The following is a 19,362-nucleotide window of genomic DNA, read 5'->3' as shown; positions in this document are numbered from 1 at the left end:
TTGTTCTCCTTAAATATAAAATATTATAAAGCGTAATATATTATAGCAGAAATACTAACAGAAAGATGCGACATTCTTTTGAATATTTATTCGTTCAAGAAAAAAGCTATCCTTTTAAAAGGATAGCTTTTTCAACTGCCACATAATTATCTATCTTTGCAGACCTCGTTTATAACGACTTGCTTCAAATATAATACGCTCTTCATCTAACGTTTTACATTCGCCATTCCAAACGACACGTTTTCCGTTAATAATTACATCGCTTATATCTTTTCCACTAGCAGCATATACAAGGTGTGATAACACTTCATCCGCTGGTTGTAAATGCGGCTTATTAGACGGGTCAATCGTAATAAAATCAGCACACTTACCAGCTTCTAGTGACCCTGTTTGTTTCATCCCGATTACTTCAGCAGCCCCTTTAGTCGCAAGTGTAAGAGCTGTTTCAACTGGTAATGCTGTTGCATCTTGGTGAATACCTTTTTGTAATAAAGTCGCTATGCGCATTTCTTCAAACATGTCTAAATTATTGTTAGATGCAACACTATCTGTTGCAATTCCTACTTTTATTCCTGCTTCTAGCATCGCTTTTACATTCGCTATACCAGAACCTAGTTTTAAATTACTATTTGGGTTATGTGCTACTCGAACATCATGTTCTGCTAAAAATGCACGCTCATCATCATTTAATACTACACCGTGTGCAATAACTGTTGGGCGTTTAAACAATCCGCAGCTCGCTGCATATTCTACTGGACGTTTTCCGTACTGTGCTTCAATATCACGTACTTCACGCTCTGTTTCAGAAAGGTGGATATGAACCATTGTTTGATTCTCTACTGCAATCCGTGCGCACTCTTCTAACAATTCTGTACTACATGTATATGGACTATGTGGTGCAACCATCGTAGTTAACATGCCACTTTCGTTATAGTAACGCTTCACATATTTCTCAGCTTCTTCAATCGCTTTCTTTTCATCGTCTTTCGTTCCGAAGCTAAATAAAGTCCTTGAAACAGCAGCTCGCATCCCGCTCCTTGATACCGTTTCCATAATTGCGTCTTGATCTACTCCAATTGGATTAAACATGTCAGAGAATGATGTTGTACCACTTTTCACCATCTCAAGTAATCCTAATTCCGTACTAGCGACCGCAATTTGGGGAGTAAATTGACTTTCCAGTGGCCAAATTCTCGTCTCAAGCCACGGCTGTAATAACATATCATCGCCAATACCTCTTAGGAGACTCATTACAACGTGTGTATGTGTATTTACAAGCCCTGGTAAAACCCACTTTCCTTTCATGTCAATTACTTCATCTACTTCAAAATCATTAGCGAATTCTCCGCTCTTTACATCTATAATTTGATCATTTTCTACAATGATATATCCATTTTCTATCACTTCGTTTTGTTCATTCATCGTTACAATTGTAGCGTTTACATAAGTTGTTTTCAAAAGTATTTCCCCTTTCAACTCTATGAAGTTCCCTTTAATAAGTTACCACCATTATAGTAACTTATTAAAGATTAAGAGTCAAAAGATAATTTTAATTCTTTCGTTATTTTTCCCTTCAAAATGCTATATTGTTTTTCATTTGTATCTGCAAATGCTTCTTCCCGATTTGACTTTTCATCCATATAATTCAATTTCCCATTGAATTGAGTCTCTGTAAAATCAAATCTCTGTCCATCTATAAAGTTATAAAAGTGCCATACCTCTCTTACTTTTGTCTTTTTAATTTCTCCTCCATATATGTCTTGAACGACAAGAGCTGTAACACCACATTGTCCCTTTGCTGGGTTTTCAATTATCCACTTTGAACTTGTTTCAATCGACCACGATTTTATTAGTGCTTCATATATTCTTTTTTCCTTTACATCATCCATTCTAATCTTCCCCTACTATTAATAGTTTTACACATCATATTTCAAAAGAGGCAGTACACGACCCTTAAAGACAGTTGATGGTGTCTCTCCTATTAACTGTGCTCCCATTTTCAAGTAATATCCTTTTGCATTCGGATCACTATCAATCGTAAAACTTTTTAATCCTAGTTCATTGGCTTTTTCTATTACATACTCCCAAAGTATTTTCCCGTAACCTTTTCCTTTGTAATCAGGATGAATGTACAAGAAATCGAGAGCTTTATCATTACGTAAAAATGAGAAAAAACCAATCTTCGCATTATCGTTTTCTAAAACATATACAAAATTATTTTTTATGTATTCTTCTGTAATTGTTAAATCTTCCTTACAAGCAAGTATGAATTCTTCACTATAATCCCACGTTGCTTTTGATTGTAGTGCGAGTTCACTTAATTCATTTGCTTCACTTAATAACGCTTCTCTTATCTTCATGATTCTTTTTCCTCACCTTCGATATGTAAACTATTAAATTGATTCGGAAAGCACTTCAAAAAACCTTTTATTTTCATAAATTAGAGATTATTTTTATAAATCTTTATTATAACCAGTACAATTTTCAACAATTTTTTTAAAGAAAAAGAACGCCATCCCTAAAAGTTGGCGTTCTCTTTTTCTAAAATTTAATCTTCAAACTCACTCATTCATTTTACTATTTTGTACGATACAAACCTATACAGTTTCTACTACCGCTTCAAGCATTGTTCCATTTTTAGCATAATTCGTATGCCAAGAAAAAGCTTTTTCTAAAATATGAGGAGTTTGTCCACCTCTTGTTTTTGCTTCTTCGTAATAAGCACGTAGTTGATCACGATACATTGGATGTGCGCAATTCTCAATAATAAGTTCCACTCTTTCTCTTGGCGCAAGTCCCCTTAAGTCGGCATACCCCTGTTCAGTGACGATAACATCTACATCATGTTCAGTATGGTCTACATGAGAAACGAAAGGAACAATACTTGAAATGTTACCACCTTTCGCAATCGATTTAGTAACAAAGATAGCTAAGCGTGCATTTCTTGCAAAATCACCAGACCCACCAATACCATTCATCATTTTTGTACCTAAAACGTGAGTAGAGTTAACATTTCCGTATATATCTAATTCTAATGCAGTATTAATTGAGATTAATCCAAGGCGACGAATGATTTCAGGATGATTGGAAATCTCTTGCGGACGCATCATTAATTTGTCACGATATTTTTCAAAGTTAGAAAATACTTGTTGCATTTTCTCTTCAGAAAGCGTGATAGAACAACAAGAAGCAAAATTGACTTTTCCAGCATCCATAAGATCAAAAACTGCATCTTGTAAAACCTCGGAATATACTTCTAAATCTTCAAATTCTGAATCTAACATTCCATGCAATACGGCGTTAGCCACTGAACCAATTCCTGATTGTAACGGCGCTAAACGATTTGTTAATCGGCCTACTTTAACTTCTTCTCGAAGGAATTCTATTAAATGCTGTGCCATAATAACAGTTTCTTCATCCGGAGGAACAATTGTCGATGGCGAATCCAATTGATTCGTAAACACAATTCCCTTTACTTTTTCAGGATCAATTGGAATACCGATTGTTCCAATTCGGTCATCTGTTTTCACAAGCGGAATTGGAAGCCTCTCCCCTTGTTTACCTGGTTCATATAGATCATGTAGCCCCTCTAATTGCGCGGATTGAGCCATATTCATTTCAATAATAATAGACTTAGCATTTAAGGAAAACGCTAAGGAATTTCCAATTGAAGTGGTTGGAATAATCATTCCGTCCTCTGTAATCGCAACCGCTTCCAAAATAGCGAAATCTATATCCAGAACGTCAGCGCGGAGTAACTCTGCTGTATGAGACAAGTGTTGATCCACAAATAAAAAGTCTCCGTTATTAATTCCTTTTCGCATAGTCGCGTCAGCTTGGAAAGGTAATCTTTTCCCTAAAATTCCTGCCTCAGCAAATAATTTGTCTACATCCGAGCCTAAAGAAGCCCCAGTATAAACATTTACTTTAAAAGATTCATCATTCTTAACTCGGTTTACAAGCGCAAATGGGACTGCTTTTACATCACCTGCACGTGTAAACCCACTTAAGCCTAAAGTCATTCCACTTTGAATCCAGGAGGCTGCTTCTTCAGGTGTAACTACCCGATCTTTTAGACGTTGATCTCTGATTCTATCTAAATTATTCTCCATATGTAATCCCTCTCTCATTGAATATTCATAATTATTTTACACATTAACACTATCAAAATAGGGATTTTAGTATACAATGCCGAAAATTCAGACAGAACAGCAAATCTAGGTTCTAAAGCAGAAAAATTTAGAATCCTAGAAGCTTACGGAAATAACTAGCGTATGATTGACTAACTGGTACTCTCTCACCATTATCCATCGAAAGTACAAAAGTAGAATGGGTATCAGGATAAATCGCTTTAATATGATTAACATTTACAATAAACGAACGGTGACATCTAATAAATGAATCTTTCGGAAGCAAGTATTCGAATTCTTGCAGAGAGTATTTATGTGTTCCTGATAACTCTTCTGAATTCACGTACGTCTTTTTATCTTTAGCCTCTAAATACATAACCTTTGAAAAAGGAACCGGAATCCAGCCGTCTGTTGTTTTTAAAGTAACGACTGACTTTCCATCCGTTAAAGCTGGATAAATTGCCGTTACGCACCCTTCAAGCTTTCCATTGTTTGAAAATGGTACAGCCATTCCATGATAAGGAATACCAAAAACATCCCGATTCATAAACTCAGATGTTTTTTGATTCATCACCATCGCTTTATGAGCAATCGTTCCTTCCTTTATAGGATCCCCGACACTAATCTTTAAATCAATTCGTTTACTTGGCCGATAGTAAATATATTCTTTCGTATTCGAAACAGCAATTGAAATTTCATCTGAAAATAATTCCCCAACAACATCTAGTAATAAACCTAATGTTCTATCTTCCATTCTATTAACACCTCATTCACTATTATACTACTATTATGAACGAGCATCTGTTGCTTTATAAAAAGTTTGATTTTAGGTTACTTTTAAAATTAGTTTTATTCACTATTACTTCGTTACTACAAAAAACCTCACTTCAGAAAAGTGAGGTTTCCTCTCATACAATATTTCTTTATTTTTTGAACGACTATAGAATAAGATTTATTTTTTATTAAGTAAAGTGAATTTAAGAATTTATTGCCCCTATTTCTGTATAATAAATAATCCCAAATTACAAACAGTTTGGGATTATCTTTCTCATTTATTATGCGCATCTAACCACGAAATTAAATCTTTAAATACTTCATCCTTATTTACTTCATGAAACATTTCATGTCTACCATTTTCATATAAACGTAGTGTCACGTCTTTCACACCACATTTTTTATAGTTTTCATATACTTCTTTTACACCTTTCCCCATATCGCCAACAGGATCACGATCACCAGAGAATATATGTATTGGAAGATTCTTTGGCGTCTTCTTGTATTCTTCTAGTTTATTTACTTCTAATACTCCAGAAAATAATTCTCGGTAAAAACTCGTCGTACAAATGAAACCACATAACGGATCCGCAATATATTTATCAACTTGATTATTATCTGAAGATAACCAATCAAATTTTGTACGATTTGGCTTAAAGTTCGAATTGAAGTTTCCAAAAGATAAAAAGTTTAACATTGGACTTTTCGTTTTTGCCCCGCGCAATTTCATTTCGATTGTTGCTACTTTATGACCAATAGCTCCTAAAAGCCCTGGATTTCCACCTGTTCCTGAAATCAGAAATCCATCGTATAGTTCACCCCTAAGTTGTACAGCACGTCTTGATAAAAAAGAACCCATACTATGTCCAAGTAAAAACAAAGGACTTGACTGCTCTTCTTTTATCCTTTCTGAAACAAAGATAACATCCGATACAACTTGATTCCACCCTATATTTGGTTCAAAATGACCATAATCTTCTTCTTTTTTTACTGTTTTCCCATGTCCTTTATGATCATGCGCATAAACACCATACCCTGCTTCCAATAAAGCATCTACAAATTCTGTATACACCCCTGCATGCTCTGTCATGCCATGTGCAATTTGAATAATTCCTCTCGGATCTCCTTCTGGTAACCATTTACGCAAATAAATTTCCGATCCATCCAATGCCGTAACGAAACTTTCCTGTACATTCATTTCGTCAGCCCCCAACTCTATTATGTATAGCTTTAAGAAAATGAATATCCATTCACTTTTCTTATTTTATATTATATGTAATTGCTTTCATTATGACAAATGATGTATTTTTCAGACTTGCTTTTAAACTAATCTCTTGACGAATTCAAAATAAAATTATATAGTTACTTACATAAAGTAATTATATAATTTTTAGGAGGTTTCTACTATTATGATGCCATCATTATTTTTAGCACATGGTTCGCCTATGCTCGCTATTCAAGATACAGACTATACACGATTTTTAAAAATACTTGGAGAAACATATAAACCGAAAGCAATTGTTATTTTCACTGCTCACTGGGAAAGTGAAGTATTAACGATTTCCTCATCAGATAACGAGTATGAAACAATTTATGATTTTGGAGGTTTTCCCCCTGAGTTATACGAAATCAAATATCGTGCGAAAGGCTCTTCTCATATTGCATCTATTTTAGAAACAAAATTTAAGAACAAAGGTATTTCAGTCCATCATAATATGACGAGAGGTTTAGATCATGGTTCATGGACACTCCTGCACCGCATGTATCCAGAAGCAAATATTCCTGTCGTGCAAATATCAGTCAATCCATTCCTTTCTGCAAAAGAACAATTTGAAATTGGAGAAGCACTTAAAGGACTCGGACAAGAAGATATTTTAGTAATCGGGAGTGGCGTTACCGTTCATAATTTACGAGCACTGAAATGGAATCAAACTACACCTGAAAAATGGGCAATTGAATTTGATGATTGGATTATTAAACATATGCAGAATAACGATAAAGATTCATTGTTTAATTGGGAGAAAAATGCTCCTCATGCACAATTAGCAGTACCAAGAGCAGAACATTTTGTTCCTTTATTTATCGCTATGGGAAGTAGTGAAAATAGCGGTGAAGTCATTCACCGTAGTTACGAGCTTGGTACATTAAGTTATCTTTGTCTTCGATTTTAAAGAAAAGGATGAAGCACATGTTGCTTCATCCTTTTTCTTTTTCATTCACTTAGTTAACTAACTTCCAAACGTTGTTTCTCTGATACTTCTTCGTTCTTATTATGAAAATAAACCCAAATACACGCAATAAATAATAGTGATGATGTAGAGAGGAAAACATATTGGAAGCCTGCATGCGCTGCAATTTGTCCCCCGAGCACTGGCCCAATCATATTTCCTAAAAACTGAAACGACTGATTATATCCAAATATTCGTCCCGTAACATGGGTTGGTGTATGTTGTTTTAGTAGAGTTTGTACGGAAGGCAATAATCCTGCTTGTGCGATACCTAATAAAAATCGAAGAATTAATAGTTGCCAAGCTGAGGTTACAAATGCTTGCGGGATAAAAATAATTCCAGCTGCAAACAACGCTACAACTAACGTTTTTTGAGGACCGATATGATCTGATAATCTTCCTAGTCTTGGTGCTGCCAAAATAACTGCTAATCCTGTCGCTGACATAACTGCACCCGCAATTGTTTCAATATGTGCAGTATGAGGACCTACTAAATTTTTCACGTACAATGTAACAATTGGTTGAACTGACATATTAGCAAGTTGAATAATAAATGTTGTTACAAATAAACTAATAATTAAATGCTTCGCTGGGACCATCGTCCATACTTTTTTCGGCTGTGTTTTTTTTGCTTGAGCAGAGTGATTTTCTTCATGCAAGAAGAAAAAAACGATGAGAAAGGAAAGGAATAAAAAAGCTCCTGTAACAAGAAAGACATGACGCATTCCAATTAACTCAGACAAATAACCTCCAAGTAACGGGCCAAGTAATGAACCGCTCACACCACCAGTTGAAATTGTGGAAATCGCCCAACCTGAATGTTCTTTCGGAGTTTCTGCTGCAATAAATGTCATCGCTGTTGAAAGGAAACCAGATACTGCTCCCATTAAAAATCTTAGTGCGACTAGTTGATACACATCCGTTACAAACCCCATAAGCGTCATAATAATCGCCATACCGAGGCTAGCACGAATAAGCATCAATTTCCGTCCATGTATATCACCAAGCTTTCCCCATATTGGCGATACGATCGCACCCATTAAAAATGTTACACCAAATGCAAGTCCCGACCACTGTGCAATGCTTGAAGTGCCAGTTACTCCTAATTCCTCAATATAAAAAGATAAGAAAGGAATTACTAAACTCATACCGGCTGCAGTGGTAAAACAACCTAGCCAACAAATCATTAAATTCCGTTTCCAGCTGGCCATTTTCACACCTTCTTTCTTTAGATACCCATTCTACACCCTTTCTTGTAAAAAGTTTAGTAATTTGCTTTATATGCAAGATTTACTACAAAACCCGCTATTTTCTAGTAAAAACCAATACATCTCTACATCATTTTCATAATAAAACCAACTCCTCTATATGAAGTTGGTTACTTATTATCTATCGGTATTAAACGAGCATTACAATTTCTCTCGTAAAACTCAATGGGACCTGCTTGTCCAATAATCGCATATTCATATCCATCTTGCTTCATATTATATAAACAATGATGCAATAATTCTTTTCCTACACCTTTCACACGATTTTGTTTCGCTATGCCCATTGGACCAAACAAGCCTTTCTTTCCTCTCACTACATCGTAACAGGCGAAACCAACTATTACTTCCTCCTGCTGTGCAATATAGATAGGTAACTTTTCGTTATATGTCCGAAATCCATAATCAACCGACTGTAACCACCGTTCACCAAATTCATCCACTACAAATCGTGATAACTTATCAAAATCAGAAGGACTAACTCTTCTTACATGACAAAATAATGTATTATAAATAGCTTTAAAACGATTTAAATCAACCGCTAAGTCTCTCGGTGCAGCTGTAATACGTAATATATCTTTTTGCATTTGTGTATGTATAAATCCACCAATATTTGTATCTACACGAAATAATGCATACATAACATGTCCTTCATTTACTACTACTTGCTGAAAGCGTTCCATACGTTTCTTCGCTATTTGTAAAATTTCTATCGCCTTATAAGATAGTTTATATTGCCCTATTTTTTTATACTCTTGATTATGTAAATCGAATTGTTTTCGTAACGAAAGTTTTTCTAAAAAATCTGGACCGACTTTGTGAAACAAATACATAAATAACTCAGCGCAAACTCCTGTACCTTCTTTACACATACCTATAAACAGATGGACTGGGTGAATTATGTTATACTCACTCTCTTTTGCTGCAATCTCCAATATTTTATGCACACGTTTTGTAAATTGAAATTCCTCCATATGTGTTTCCATCCTCTACTAATTTACTAACAAACCGTAACCATAAATAATTGAAACAATTACACCCACTACCAATATACCTGGAAGTAAATTTGCCACCTTGATTTTAATAATACTAAGCAAGTTCAATCCAATAGCAGATATCATAATGCCGCCCGTAGCCGTCATCTCCACTATAAATTGGTTCATTAATTCTTTCGAGACAAAACTATTAATTTGTGTTGCAAAAACTGCAATACCACCTTCATATAAAACAACTGGAATCGCCGAAAATACTACGCCAATTCCTAGAGTTGTCGTTAATATAATAGAAATAAATCCATCGATAATCGCCTTTGTAAATAAAATATCATGATTTCCGCGAATCCCACTGTCAAGTGCACCAAGTATCCCCATCGCGCCAATTGCAAAAATTAAAGTAGCTGTTACAAAACCTTCTGATATGCTACCTTTCCCTTTCGATCCAACTTTATTTTCTAGCCAATCCCCTAAATGTTTTAACTTTTCTTCTAATTGTAACCATTCTCCAATTACCGTACCAATCACTAAACTCAGTATGACAACAAGAAAGTTTTCACTTTTTAATGCCATTTGAAGCCCAAGCACAGTAACCGCTAAACCGATTGCGTGCATTATCGTCCCTTTCATACTTTCTGGAATCCTACTAAATAATTTACCAAGTAAAGTACCAAATATAATACAAATTCCATTTACAACTGCTCCTAATATAACCATTTCTCATTCTTCACCCTTCGAATTCTTTATTTCTATATTTTGGTTTATACATTGATTTACAGGTCATCTATATGTTAACTTAATATTGAGAATATTAACAAATGTTTTCCACTGCATAACCCGCTATTTTTTGTAACTTTAATTACCTTTAATAGATTCAGTGTTAATTTAATTGCGGGATAATATTAAAAGGGAAGGTATACATGAAAACTTTACTAAAACGATTTTTGTTAATAGCCTTTTTCATTACACCGATTGTTTTATTAATCAATTACTCTTTTATTTCAAAAGCAAAAGACAAACCCGATTTGCAAAACAAATCTAGTAAAACCGCTTCAAAAAGCGAAAAGAAAATAGAAGACCAAGAAATCACACTCACCTTCTCTGGTGATACAATGTTTGATTGGCAATTACGTCCTATAATCGAAAAGAATGGGGCTGATTACCCATTCCAACATGTAAAAGAAGAAATAAAAAAAGCTGATATTTCTTTTGTGAATTTAGAGTCGGCATTTACAACGAAAGAAAAGAAAGCACCTGGGCAACTGTTTTGGATTAAAAGTGATCCATCTACACTACAAGCTATTAAAAACACTGGATATGACATCGTAAATATTGGGAATAACCACACACTTGATTATGGGCAAGATGGATTATTAGATACGATTTCTCACGTAGAAAAATTAAAGTTCCCTTACACTGGAGCCGGAAAAAATGCGAAAGATGCATATACAGCACGAGAAATGACCGTAAAAGGGAAAAAATTTAAATTTCTTTCCTTCGTTCGATTTATGCCTGATTCTAATTGGGTAGCTGGTGAGAATAAACCTGGCGTTGCGAATGGCTATGATTTAAATCTTGTAACAAAAACAATTAAAGAACAAAAACAAGATGCAGACTATTTAATCGTCTATATGCATTGGGGCGTTGAAAAATCAAATCGTCCGGTAGAATACCAAAAGCAATATGTACCTAAAATGGTTGAAGCAGGAGCTAACGCAATTGTCGGAAGCCATCCACATTGGTTACAAGGGTTTGAGTATTATAATAAAGTTCCTATCGCTTACTCATTAGGTAACTTTTTATTCCCGAGTTATGTGAATGGGAAAAGCGCTGAAACTGGCGTATTAACTTTAACTTTTAAAGGAAAGGATGTCCAAATGTCATTCAATCCTTATATCATTCGCAACAACCAAGTTTCCCCTGTAAATGAGGAAGAAAAGAAAAAAGCTCTTCAATATTTACAAACAATTTCAACTGATGTAGAAATTGATGATACAGGGAAAATAAAAAACAAACGAAACTAGACAGTTCAAGATCTATTTCTCTGTAATATACTTTACAGAATAGGTGATAAACATGCTGAAAGACTTATTAGAAAATGTAAGTTTGTTAGAGAATATTTATAAAATGTCTATAGCAGTTCTACTTTTATGTTCTAGTTTAACTATAAAAAAGATAGAACAAGCACTATATTTCCTCGCTTGTATCTATCTTTTTTATTTAGATGCTAACTCTTCCCTTCTATTAAATAAGCAAATCAAACAAAACAGGGTTTTTATTAAGCTCCATAAATTGAATATTATTTTCTTTAAAGCGAGTAATTAATTGCTCATAATCTCCTTTATGTTTTAATTCTACTCCGACTAATGCTGGACCATTTTCTTTATTATGTTTCTTAATATACTCAAAGCGCGTAATGTCATCTTCTGGTCCTAATCCTTTATCAAGAAATTCTCTTAGCGCACCTGAACGTTGCGGAAATTCAATGATAAAGTAATGTTTCAGTCCTTCATAAATGAGCGAACGCTCTTTCATTTCTTGCATTCTATCAATATCATTATTTCCACCACTTAGCGTACATACAACTGTTTTACCTTTTATTTCATCCCTGTATAAATCAAGTGCTGCAATAGAGAGTGCACCAGCCGGTTCAGCTACAATCGCATTTTTCTTATACAGTTCTAAAATCGTCGTACAAACTTTTCCCTCTGGTACTAAAACAATGTCATCAATTACATCTTTACAAGTTTCAAAAGTTAACTTTCCTACCTTTTTAACCGCTGCCCCATCAACAAAACTATCTATTTTCTCTAATGCGACATTATCATTTTGAAGAAAAGCCTCTTTCATAGATGCAGCTCCCATCGGTTCTACACCAATAACCTTTGTAGTAGGACTAACACCTTTTACATATGTACCAACACCTGATGCTAATCCACCACCACCGATTGCTGTAAAGATATAATCAACCGGTTTCTCCATATCATGCATAATTTCAACTGCCACTGTCCCTTGACCAGCAACGACATACGGATCATCAAACGGATGAACAAATGTCATTCTATTTTCTTCACAATAACACTGTGCTTCTTGGAAAGAGCTATCGAATGTATCACCAACTAATACAATCTCTGCGAAATCACCACCGAAAAATTGTACTTGTGATACTTTTTGTTTCGGTGTTGTTGTGGGCATAAATATTTTCGACGGAATCTTCAATAAATTACATGTATAAGCAACTCCTTGCGCATGATTACCAGCACTTGCACAAACAACACCGTTTTGTAACTTTTCTTTCGGTAAACTTTGAATCAAATTGTATGCACCACGAATTTTGAAAGAGCGAATTAATTGTAAGTCTTCTCGTTTTACATAAACGTCACAATCATATTTCTCAGATAAAACTGTATCACGTTGTAACGGTGTTTTAATAACGATATCTTTCATGCAATTATGAGCCATTAAGATATCTTCAATTTTCACTCTCTCCTTTACCTTTTGCACCATTATATATCATCCTTATCTCTTTTAAATTGGCTCAATCAAAATTTGGGATTTTCAGAACAGCCCCTGTATTCGCCGATGTTACCATTTGTGCATAACGTCCAAGCCAGCCAGTTTTCACTTTCGGTTCTGGTCGTTTCCATTCTTTTTTACGCTTTTCTAATTCCTCATCACTCACTCTTACTTCTAACAAACGTTCTTCAACATCAATACATACAATATCCCCTTGTTCAAGAAGTGCAATCATCCCGCCCGCTGCTGCTTCTGGTGAAATATGTCCTACTGAAATTCCACGTGAAGCTCCAGAGAAACGTCCATCCGTTAATAATGCAACCTCAGCACCTAATCCCATTCCAGCAATTGCTGATGTTGGTGCTAACATTTCTGGCATACCAGGGCCACCTCTTGGTCCTTCATAACGAATGACAACTACATCTCCTTTTTTCACTTTCCCAAGCATAATGCCAGCAAGTGCCTCATCTTGTGAATTAAAAATAACGCAAGGTCCTTCAAAACGCTTTACTTCTGTTGCACCGCTTTTAATAACCGCTCCATCTTTCGCAAGGTTGCCTTTTAATATACGCAATCCTCCTTCCTCACTATGAGGGTTTTCAAGAGAGTGAATAACTTCCTTATCTTTAATCTCTGCCTCAGCAATATTTTCTCTTAATGTTTGCCCCGTAGCAGTTATTCGATCAAGATGAAGTACTCCTTCTTTCCGGCTCATCTCTTTCAAAATTGCACTAATCCCGCCCGCACGATCAATATCTTCCATATGCCAATTGGAAGCAGGGCTTACTTTACATAAATGTGGTACACGTCTTGAAACGGCATCAATACGGTTCATATCGTAATCTAATCCAGCCTCTTGCGCGAGCGCCAATGTATGCAACACTGTATTTGTTGAACCGCCCATCGCCATATCAAGCGCAAACGCATCATCAATTGCTTCTTCCGTTACAATGTCTCTTGGTTTAATATCTCTTTCAATTAAAATTTTCAATTTCTCTGCTGCTTGTTTAATTAACTCTTCACGTCTTGGATCAATTGCTAAAATACTCCCGTTACCAGGAAGAGCTAAACCTAACACTTCACATAAACAATTCATAGAGTTCGCGGTAAACATACCCGAACAAGATCCACAAGATGGACAGCCATGATCTTCAATATCTTTTAATTCTTCTTCTGAAATTTTCCCAGATTGATAAGCTCCTACTCCTTCAAAAACGGAACTCAGATCAACAACTTCTCCTTTAGATGTTTTTCCTGCTGCCATCGGGCCGCCTGAAACAAACACAGTCGGAATATTAATACGTAGTGCAGCCATCATCATACCTGGTGTAATTTTGTCACAGTTTGGGATACAAATCATGCCGTCAAACCAGTGTGCATTTACAACCGTTTCTACTGAATCTGCAATTATTTCACGACTCGGAAGAGAATAACGCATACCAATATGCCCCATCGCAATACCATCGTCAACTCCAATTGTATTGAATTCGAATGGTACCATACCTGCCGCACGAACTGCCTCTTTTACAAGTTTCCCAAACTCGTTCAAGTGTTTATGCCCTGGAATAATTTCAATAAAAGAATTACAAATCGCTATAAAAGGTTTATCAAAATCTTCATCTTTCAAACCAGTTGCTTTTAATAAACTACGGTGCGGCGCTTTATCAAAACCTTTTTTAATCATGTCACTTCTCATCTTGTCAAATCCCCTCTTACATATTTTTCATTTATACTCTCTTACTCTATTTCTTTACTAATTCTTTCGGTGCATGAATCCAACTCATCATTTCACGAAGCTCTGCTCCCACTTTTTCTAATTGATGATTTTGCTCTGCTTTTTTCATTGCGTTATACGTCGGACGCCCTGCTTGATTTTCTAAAATCCATTTCTTCGCAAATTCACCTTGCTGAATTTCTGTCAAAACACGCTTCATTTCCTTCTTCGTTTCATCTGTAACAATTCTCGATCCTGTTACATAATCTCCAAACTCTGCCGTATCTGAAATAGAATGGCGCATAGTCGTTAATCCACCTTCGTACATTAAGTCAACAATTAGCTTTAATTCATGCAAACATTCAAAGTATGCAATTTCAGGGCGATATCCACCTTCCGTTAACGTTTCGAACCCGGCCTTCACAAGTGCAGTTACCCCGCCGCAAAGTACAGCTTGCTCACCGAATAAATCCGTTTCGGTTTCTTCTTGGAATGTCGTTTCAATTACACCCGCCCGTGTACAACCTACACCTTTTGCATACGCTAATGCTACATGTAGCGCTGTTCCCGTCGCATCTTGATGCACTGCGACTAATGCCGGAACACCATTTCCTTCTTGATATACACGGCGAACGAGATGACCTGGACTTTTTGGCGCAACCATTGCTACATCTACGTAACTTGGCGGATTAATTTGGCCGAAGTGAATGTTAAATCCATGTGAGAAAAGTAACATTTGTCCTTCACGGAGATTCTCTTCTACTTCTGATTTATATACATGTGCTTGCTGTTCATCTGGCAATAACATTTGTACAACTTGTGCGGTTCGAACCGCTTCTGAAACAGACATTACTTCAAACCCATCCGCTTTCGCTACTTCATACGACTTACCAGGACGAACACCAACTACTACTTCTACACCAGAATCACGTAAATTTTGTGCTTGCGCATGCCCTTGTGATCCATAACCAATTACTGCAACAGTTTTCCCTTGTAATAACTCTACATTTGCATCTTTTTCATAATATGTTTTCATATTCCATACACTCCTTATAATTTATTTACTTGCAGAACATCAATTAATTTTTTCAACTGACTAACAAGTAATGTCGCTTCATTTTCAGTACAAACTGCTGTGAGTTTCATTTCAGAAACACCACTAGTATCTCTTTCGTTTAAATGTAAAGAAGAAATATAATAACCACGCCGAGCAAAAATCCCACTTATACGTAATAAGACACTTGGCTCGTTATGAATAACGAGTGAAAAAGTATGACTCATTCTTCCCACCTCTTCATAATCATTTCGTTATTTCCTTTGTTTGGCGGAACCATCGGAAATACGTTTTCACCTTCTTCTACACAAAAATCAACTACGACAGGACCTTCGTGAGCAAATGCTTCTAACATCACTTGTTTCGCCTCGGTTGAATTTGTTGCTCTTAATCCCTTTACTCCATAAGCTTCTGCTACTTTCACAAAATCTGGTGATCCAATTTTTGACTCTGATAAACGATTTTCATAAAACATTTCTTGCCATTGCCTTACCATCCCTAAAAATTTGTTATTTATGATAAATACTTTTACAGGGATATTATTTTCAGCAATTGTTTGTAGTTCTTGAATGTTCATTTGAAAAGAAGCGTCACCTGCAATACAAATGACAAGTTCTTCTTTTTTAGCTAGCTGAGCACCAATTGCTGCTGGAAAACCAAACCCCATCGTTCCTAATCCTCCAGAGGTAAGGAACGTCCGAGGTTTTCTTGCTTTATAGAAGTGAGCAGCCCACATTTGATGCTGACCTACTTCTGTTGTGACAATCGCTTCACCATTCGTTAATTCACTTACTAAGTTGATCACGTGCTGTGGTTTTAACTCAGATTCTTTTTGCTTATAAGAAAGTGGATATTCTTCTTTCCATGTCTTTACTTTCTGAAGCCATTCGTCTGTTTGTGTATAAATAGACATATGTAACAGCATGTGTAACGCTTTTTTTACATCACCAACAATCGGATGTTCTACAGTTACATTTTTATGAAACTCAGAAGAATCAATATCAATATGTACTTTTTTCGAGTTTGGAGAAAAAAGTTCTAATTTTCCTGTTACACGATCATCGAAGCGAACACCTAATGCAAGTAGTAAATCACATTCTGTTACCGCCATATTAGCAGCGTATGTCCCATGCATACCAAGCATCCCTAGAAACAATGGATCATCCGGTGGATATGCACCAAGTCCCATTAAAGTTGAAACGACTGGAATACGGTTCTCCCTTGCGAATTCGAAGAGTTCATCGGATCCACCTGAATGAATGACACCTCCTCCAATATAAAGAAGTGGACGCTTAGATTTTGAAATTGCTTTAGCCACCTCTCTAAGTTTCATGCTGTCTGGTACAAGTTCTGGTTTGTACCCCGGAATATCAACTTCTTCATTAAAGAAACTGGTGACTTTTGCATTTTGAACATCTTTTGGAATATCAATTAATACTGGTCCCGGGCGCCCGCTTTTGGCGATGTAAAAAGCTTCTTGCACAATTCGTGATACATGATTCACATCACGAACCTGGTAATTATGCTTCGTAACAGGTACTGTAATTCCGACAACATCCGCTTCTTGAAATCCATCTTTACCAATTAAAGGCGTTGCAACTTGCCCGGTAATGACAACTAAAGGAATCGAATCCATATAAGCGTCTGCTAAACCCGTAACTAAATTTGTCGCCCCTGGGCCAGAGGTAGCAAAGACTACCCCGACCTTTCCAGAAGCTCTCGCATATCCTTCAGCCGCATGAATGGCAGCTTGCTCATGACGAGTTAAAACATGTTTCAAACCACTTTCGTATAACGCATCGTATACTGGTAAAATCGCTCCGCCTGGATAGCCGAAAACGGTCGTTACACCCAATTTCTTCAAACATTGAATCACGTGCCCAGCGCCTGTCATTTCTTCATACTGTAACTTCTCATACGCTGTATACTGCTGCTTCATTTCCATTAACTCCTCTCCTTATTTATGCTAAGCTTTCCGTCAGCCCAGGAACACGTACTCCTCTTTCTCTCGTTAATTTTTTAAATTCTTCGGTCAATTGTTTCGTTACACTTCCTGGTTTCCCATCTCCAATTTCTCTCGAATCAACTTTTACAACTGGAATTAACTCCGCTGCTGTTCCTGTTAAAAATACTTCATCCGCTACATATACATCATGGCGAGTGAATGGTCTTTCCTCACACGGAATATTCAGTCGTTCACATAGCTCGATAACACTATTTCTCGTAATACCTTCTAATGCTCCTAAATAGGATGGCGGGGTTAGCACTTTTCCATCTTTCACAACGAAAACATTATCGCCAGAACCTTCACAAACATATCCTTGTTGATTTAACATAAGAGCCTCTAACACTCCTGCTTGTGCTGCTTCAATTTTTACAAGTACGTTATTTAAATAATTCATTGACTTAATACGTGGATCTAACGCATCTGGCGTATTACGTCTTGATGCAACCGATACAACGCTTAGCCCATTATCATAAAATTCTTGTGGGAATAACTTTAATTGTTCTGCAATGATAATTACGCTCGGCTTCACACAACTTCTCGGATCGAGCCCTAAGTCACCTTTTCCTCTTGAGACAATTAAGCGAATGTAAGCATCAGTATATTCGTTTTTTTGGAGTGTATGTAAAACTGCTTCTTCCATTTCTTCTACCGTCATTGGAATTGTTAGTAAAATAGATTTCGCTGATTCATACAATCGTTTCACATGTTCTTTTAAACAAAATACATTTCCTCCGTAACTACGAACCCCTTCAAATACACCGTCTCCGTATAAAAAACCGTGATCATATACTGAAACAACTGCCTTTTCTTTTTCTACAAATTCCCCATTCATGTAAATGTACTGGTTTCCCATCTCACATCGCTCCTCTTTTTTTCTCTATTTTTTGCAATCTATTTCTACATCGATTGCTGAGATGAGTATTTTTAACAGAATATTCAGTATATAAACCTTAAAAATATACTCGTCTCAACAATCGATTACTTACATACTTGTAGCAATCCATTGCTGAGACGAGGGAATCGTGGTACCACTCAGCTTCCTTATACTTCTCACGAAATATAAGCTCTGCAAGTCCAATTAGACTTTTGTTTTTCTATCGGGAACAACCCCGCTACTTTTTACTAGTTTTCAAAAGTAGTGCTCCAAGGTGATTTTCAATGAGTGAATTGTTACCACCCTCACAGCCTCGGGGCAGCTCTCTGAAACAATCTTTATCATTTACTCTCCTCTTCTACGCATTCTCTTCTTCTATTTTTAAAAATAAAAACTCTCGCCTCAGCAATCAACTACTACAATTTAGTAGCTTTGATTGCTGAGGCGAGAGTTTCGCGTTACCACTCAGCTTCCTTATACTTCTCACGAAATATAAGCTTTGTAGGTCCAATCAGACCTCCGTCCTTTTACCGGAGACGATGCCGCCGCCCTCTACTCAGTTTCCCTTTCGCAAGCGATGCTCCGAGGTGATCTTCAATGATTCGATTGTTACTACCCTCACAGCCTTGGAGTAGCTCTCTGAAACGATCATAATCATCTACTTTCCTCTTCTTTGCATATACAACATATAAAGTTAGAAAATTCTTAATTAACTTTTATTTGTTACACGTATTATAGGACGTTGTTCTTTTCATTGTCAATATGTTTTTTCAAAAAAATCAAAATTCATTCTATTTATTTTTTCTC

At 36.2% G+C, this 19,362-nt stretch carries 18 protein-coding genes and 2 other annotated features; of the genes, 3 read left to right on the top strand and 15 right to left on the bottom strand.

Annotated features, from left to right (window positions below; translation table 11 throughout):
• Positions 1 to 150 precede the first annotated feature (150 nt).
• From NST90_RS09070 to NST90_RS09045, 6 genes are all read right to left on the bottom strand, one after another.
• On the bottom strand, positions 151 to 1,476 hold the full coding sequence (locus NST90_RS09070) for a bifunctional S-methyl-5'-thioadenosine deaminase/S-adenosylhomocysteine deaminase (RefSeq protein ID WP_002023818.1): 1,326 nt from the start codon (positions 1,474 to 1,476) through the stop codon (positions 151 to 153).
• A 53-nt stretch (positions 1,477 to 1,529) separates the two neighbouring features.
• The gene (locus NST90_RS09065) at positions 1,530 to 1,889 is read right to left on the bottom strand and encodes a hypothetical protein (protein WP_000342902.1); all 360 of its coding nucleotides are present in this window, start codon (positions 1,887 to 1,889) and stop codon (positions 1,530 to 1,532) included.
• A gap of 27 nt (positions 1,890 to 1,916) precedes the next feature.
• Positions 1,917 to 2,360, bottom strand: a complete 444-nt coding sequence (locus NST90_RS09060; protein WP_000701909.1) for a GNAT family N-acetyltransferase — start codon at positions 2,358 to 2,360, stop codon at positions 1,917 to 1,919.
• Positions 2,361 to 2,597: 237 nt separating this feature from the next.
• Complete coding sequence (locus NST90_RS09055) at positions 2,598 to 4,112, bottom strand: acetyl-CoA hydrolase/transferase family protein (protein WP_000429811.1); 1,515 nt, start codon at positions 4,110 to 4,112, stop codon at positions 2,598 to 2,600.
• A gap of 127 nt (positions 4,113 to 4,239) precedes the next feature.
• Positions 4,240 to 4,884, bottom strand: coding sequence for a LytTR family DNA-binding domain-containing protein (locus NST90_RS09050; RefSeq protein ID WP_000390211.1), 645 nt, complete (start codon positions 4,882 to 4,884; stop codon positions 4,240 to 4,242).
• A gap of 294 nt (positions 4,885 to 5,178) precedes the next feature.
• Positions 5,179 to 6,102: an alpha/beta hydrolase gene (locus tag NST90_RS09045; protein WP_001102583.1), complete on the bottom strand. Its 924-nt coding sequence runs from the start codon at positions 6,100 to 6,102 to the stop codon at positions 5,179 to 5,181.
• 211 nt (positions 6,103 to 6,313) lie between these two features.
• On the opposite strand from NST90_RS09045, the gene NST90_RS09040 reads away from it, so the two are divergent.
• Positions 6,314 to 7,075: a class III extradiol ring-cleavage dioxygenase gene (locus NST90_RS09040; protein WP_046392611.1), complete on the top strand. Its 762-nt coding sequence runs from the start codon at positions 6,314 to 6,316 to the stop codon at positions 7,073 to 7,075.
• 53 nt (positions 7,076 to 7,128) lie between these two features.
• Here the strand turns inward: NST90_RS09040 and NST90_RS09035 are convergent, their stop codons facing one another.
• From NST90_RS09035 to NST90_RS09025, 3 genes are all read right to left on the bottom strand, one after another.
• Positions 7,129 to 8,343 carry a multidrug efflux MFS transporter gene (locus NST90_RS09035; protein ID WP_000179302.1) on the bottom strand — a complete coding sequence of 405 codons (1,215 nt, stop codon included), beginning with the start codon at positions 8,341 to 8,343 and terminating at the stop codon, positions 7,129 to 7,131.
• Between the two features lie 167 nt (positions 8,344 to 8,510).
• Entirely contained in the window at positions 8,511 to 9,371 is an 861-nt protein-coding gene (locus NST90_RS09030) for a GNAT family N-acetyltransferase (RefSeq protein WP_000390856.1), read from the bottom strand.
• 18 nt (positions 9,372 to 9,389) lie between these two features.
• Entirely contained in the window at positions 9,390 to 10,106 is a 717-nt protein-coding gene (locus NST90_RS09025; RefSeq protein WP_000236032.1) for a DUF554 domain-containing protein, read from the bottom strand.
• A 203-nt stretch (positions 10,107 to 10,309) separates the two neighbouring features.
• Here NST90_RS09025 and NST90_RS09020 point away from each other — a divergent pair, with 203 nt between their 5' ends.
• Both NST90_RS09020 and NST90_RS09015 read left to right on the top strand, forming a co-directional pair.
• Complete coding sequence (locus NST90_RS09020; protein ID WP_016122286.1) at positions 10,310 to 11,413, top strand: CapA family protein; 1,104 nt, start codon at positions 10,310 to 10,312, stop codon at positions 11,411 to 11,413.
• 52 nt (positions 11,414 to 11,465) lie between these two features.
• The gene (locus tag NST90_RS09015) at positions 11,466 to 11,714 is read left to right on the top strand and encodes a hypothetical protein (protein WP_016122285.1); all 249 of its coding nucleotides are present in this window, start codon (positions 11,466 to 11,468) and stop codon (positions 11,712 to 11,714) included.
• On the opposite strand, the gene ilvA is transcribed toward NST90_RS09015, so the two are convergent.
• The 6 genes from ilvA to ilvE are packed head-to-tail and all read right to left on the bottom strand — an operon-like array spanning position 11,634 to position 18,534.
• A complete protein-coding gene (gene ilvA / locus NST90_RS09010; RefSeq protein ID WP_046392610.1) occupies positions 11,634 to 12,896 on the bottom strand; it encodes a threonine ammonia-lyase IlvA in 1,263 nt (420 codons plus the stop codon). The two genes, NST90_RS09015 and ilvA, sit on opposite strands and share 81 nt — an antisense overlap.
• 31 nt (positions 12,897 to 12,927) lie before the next feature.
• Positions 12,928 to 14,601, bottom strand: a complete 1,674-nt coding sequence (gene ilvD, locus NST90_RS09005) for a dihydroxy-acid dehydratase (RefSeq protein ID WP_001255815.1) — start codon at positions 14,599 to 14,601, stop codon at positions 12,928 to 12,930.
• Between the two features lie 46 nt (positions 14,602 to 14,647).
• Positions 14,648 to 15,655, bottom strand: coding sequence for a ketol-acid reductoisomerase (gene ilvC / locus NST90_RS09000; protein ID WP_000861137.1), 1,008 nt, complete (start codon positions 15,653 to 15,655; stop codon positions 14,648 to 14,650).
• A gap of 14 nt (positions 15,656 to 15,669) precedes the next feature.
• The gene (locus NST90_RS08995; protein WP_000019916.1) at positions 15,670 to 15,900 is read right to left on the bottom strand and encodes an ACT domain-containing protein; all 231 of its coding nucleotides are present in this window, start codon (positions 15,898 to 15,900) and stop codon (positions 15,670 to 15,672) included.
• On the bottom strand, positions 15,897 to 17,612 hold the full coding sequence (gene ilvB, locus NST90_RS08990) for an acetolactate synthase large subunit (protein ID WP_002153104.1): 1,716 nt from the start codon (positions 17,610 to 17,612) through the stop codon (positions 15,897 to 15,899). The genes NST90_RS08995 and ilvB overlap by 4 nt, the downstream gene beginning before the upstream one ends.
• Positions 17,613 to 17,634: 22 nt before the next feature.
• Positions 17,635 to 18,534 carry a branched-chain-amino-acid transaminase gene (gene ilvE / locus NST90_RS08985; RefSeq protein WP_000528164.1) on the bottom strand — a complete coding sequence of 300 codons (900 nt, stop codon included), beginning with the start codon at positions 18,532 to 18,534 and terminating at the stop codon, positions 17,635 to 17,637.
• Between the two features lie 151 nt (positions 18,535 to 18,685).
• Positions 18,686 to 18,925 (bottom strand) — a binding site (T-box leader).
• 67 nt (positions 18,926 to 18,992) lie between these two features.
• Positions 18,993 to 19,238 (bottom strand) — a binding site (T-box leader).
• Positions 19,239 to 19,362: the final 124 nt, after the last annotated feature.

Source organism: Bacillus sp. FSL E2-8900, assembly GCF_037966225.1.
Lineage (GTDB): Bacteria > Bacillota > Bacilli > Bacillales > Bacillaceae_G > Bacillus_A > Bacillus_A cereus.
The sequence above is the reverse complement of the archived record's forward strand: the minus strand, read 5'-3'. Positions and strand labels throughout refer to the sequence as shown.